At 64.0% G+C, this 2,803-nt stretch carries 4 protein-coding genes; all 4 read left to right on the top strand.

The window, feature by feature from the left end; genetic code table 11:
- Positions 1–296: Asp23/Gls24 family envelope stress response protein (locus HP499_RS23115; protein WP_172326401.1), on the top strand; the 296-nt coding region annotated here is incomplete at its 5' end.
- A complete protein-coding gene (locus HP499_RS23120; RefSeq protein ID WP_253951762.1) occupies positions 293–715 on the top strand; it encodes a hypothetical protein in 423 nt (140 codons plus the stop codon). The genes HP499_RS23115 and HP499_RS23120, both read left to right, overlap by 4 nt.
- Positions 716–796: 81 nt before the next feature.
- On the top strand, positions 797–1,900 hold the full coding sequence (locus HP499_RS23125) for a substrate-binding domain-containing protein (RefSeq protein ID WP_172326402.1): 1,104 nt from the start codon (positions 797–799) through the stop codon (positions 1,898–1,900).
- Between the two features lie 149 nt (positions 1,901–2,049).
- The coding region (locus HP499_RS23130) for an ABC transporter substrate-binding protein (protein ID WP_172326403.1) at positions 2,050–2,803 on the top strand (754 nt) is incomplete at its 3' end.

Genomic DNA, 2,803 nt, shown 5'->3' on the forward strand with positions numbered 1-2,803 from the left:
CCGGAAAGTGCCGGCTCCAGGGAGACGTGACCACTGCGGGAGCCCCCATCACCGTGGAGGTGGAAGTGGCCGTGGTGTACGGACGCTCCATGGAAGAACGCGCCGCAGCCCTCCGCGAGGAGTTGGCGAGGACTCTGGCACGGCAGACCGAACTGAACATCCAAGCCATCAACATCACGGTGACCGATGTCCTTGAGCCGCCGCCAACATCTCACCCCACCGGCACACCCGGCGCACCCGGCGCACCCGGCGCACCCGGCACCACTGACCCGCTGAACACCGAGGACCAGCCATGACCGAGTTTATGGAAGCCGAAAACACATCCCCCGCAGCCGGGCAGGCGGGGGTCCCAACCGTCACGACGCCAGCCGGGCTCAACGATCTGGCTGGGGAATTGCTCGGCATAGTCCAAGCGGTGGACGGAGTCCACTCGGTGTATCCCGCGCAGCCGTTGTGGCAGTCCATAGCCGGCGCCGCAATGGCCGCGGTCACGGGAGAGGCCCTCCCCCTCATTGCCTTGAACGGCCCCGGGGGTCCGGCAGGTCCGGCAGGTCCGGCAGGTCCGGCAGACATGCTGACTGTGAAGGTCCGGATCGGCGTGGAGGGATCCCGTCCGGCCCCCGAGGTGACCCGTGAAGCAGCCGGGGCAATCCGGAAGTACCTGCACCCACGGACGGCCGTCGTCGAGATTTCAGTGGTGAAGCTGGGCAGTTAGGCGTCAAGGATCCACGCTTGCCCCGTCCTGGTTCATAATGAACGAACTGAACACAAGTGAACTTGATAGGCGGACACCTGCATGCTGACCGAGGATCGTCAACAGCTCATCCTGAGGGAACTGGCACTGAACGGCTCCCTCAATGCCAGCGAATTCGCAGCGAAACTGGGAACCTCGGGGATGACCGTGCGGCGGGACCTCGCAGTGCTCGCCGGGCAAGGCCTGCTGGAGCGGGTACATGGCGGAGCCATTCCGATGGGCGGAAAACTCACGGCGGGACCCGCGACGCGGCCCTCCACGTCATGGCGTCCGGGCGGGAGAAGGCCCTTGGCCACCATCGGGATGATCGTGCCGTCGGCGTCGTACTACTTCCCTGGCGTGATCCGCGGTGCAGAAGCCGCTGCGCAGGAAGCCGGCGTCCGCTTGGTGCTGGGTGTCACCAACTATTCGGATGCCGAAGAGCGGCGCCAACTGCGGCGGCTCTACGAGCACGGCGTGGACGGCATCCTCATCACGCCCAGCGGGCAATCGCTGGCCGGGACCGAAACGCTGGACCTGTTGGCCGAGGCTGAGGTGCCGGTGGTAGTGGTGGAGCGGTCCATTGACGACGCCCTGGACCACGGCCGGCTCGAAGCCGTCCGGAGCGACCACGTGCGTGGCTCGGAGATCGCCGTGAACCATCTTTTGGGCCTTGGGCACCGGAAGATCGCCATCTGCCTGCGCGAAAACAGCCCCACGGCCCCTCAGCTCATCGACGGCTACCACCTCGCGATGCAGCGGGCAGGACACGCCCGCGACGACTCCATGGTGCGCGCCATGTCCCGCGCCCAAAACGACCCCCAAGCCCACCGCGAACTGGTGGACAGAATCCTTGACTGGTGCGCCTCAGCGAAAGTTACAGCCGCTGTTGTGCATACGGACGAGGACGCGCTCCAGTTCGTCAGCGCCTGCCTCGAACGGCAGATCCGAGTCCCGGAGGACTTCGCAATCGTCTCCTACGACGACGAAATTGCCGCCCTCGGCGCCGTTCCGCTCACCGCGGTGGCACCGCCGAAATACGACGTCGGACACCAGGCTTTGGTGATGTGCCTGAGCAGGATCGGGGCGCGGCGCGGAAGTACGTCGGCGCTGCAGCGGGTTAACTTGTCCCCGGCGTTGGAAGTGCGCGGCTCCACCCAGCCGTAAACCAGACCCCGCCCTCCGTCCGCCCCACTCCTGTTTACTTCTGTTCATCTTATTGATGATGTTCATTTTTGTGGATTTCATAGTGCCTAGTCCGAAAGTGCCCCCAGAGCACCACGACTTTCGCATCGTGAACTTCAAAGGAGAACAGAATGAAGCGTCGCCAGCTTCTACTTGGAGCAGCCGGCATCATGGCCAGTGCTGCCCTCATCACCGGCTGTGGCAGTACCCCGGCAGCCACGCCAACCCCCACCGAAGATCCCACCGGTGCCATCACCTTCTGGTCCTCCATGGCCGGCATGGACAAGGTTGCCGAGGCGTTCAACGCCAGCCAGGACAAGATCAAGGTCACCTTCGAAACCATCCCCAACGGCGGCGCAGGCGGCTATGCCAAGCTTTCCACTGCCATCACCGCAGGCAACGGCCCCGATGTTGCCACCATCGAATACCCGCAGCTGCCCCAGTTCGTCAGCAACGGCCAACTGCAGCCGCTGGACGGCTACATCAACAAGGCTGAAACCGTGGACAAACTCACGGACGAAACCAAAGCCTTGGTGCAGTTCGGCGAGCAGACTTACGCACTGCCCTACGATGCTGCCCCAATGATCATGTGGTACCGCAAGGACATGCTGGACAAGGCCGGTGTCTCCACGCCCAAGACCTGGCAGGACTTCGAAGAAGCCGGCAGGAAGCTCAAGGCCGTAGCCCCCGAGGCACACCTCGCCAGCTTCAACCCGAACGAGGCTGCGCTCACTGCTGCCCTGTCCTGGCAGGCGGGCGGCAGATGGTTCGGCACCGAAGGCGACAGCTGGAAAGTGGGTGTCAACGACGAGCCCACCAAGAAGGTCGCCACCTACTGGCAGAAACTGATCGACCAGAAGATCGTCAAGGTCCAGCAGTCCTTCA

Source organism: Paenarthrobacter sp. CM16 (assembly GCF_013179505.1).
Classification (GTDB): Bacteria; Actinomycetota; Actinomycetes; order Actinomycetales; family Micrococcaceae; genus Arthrobacter.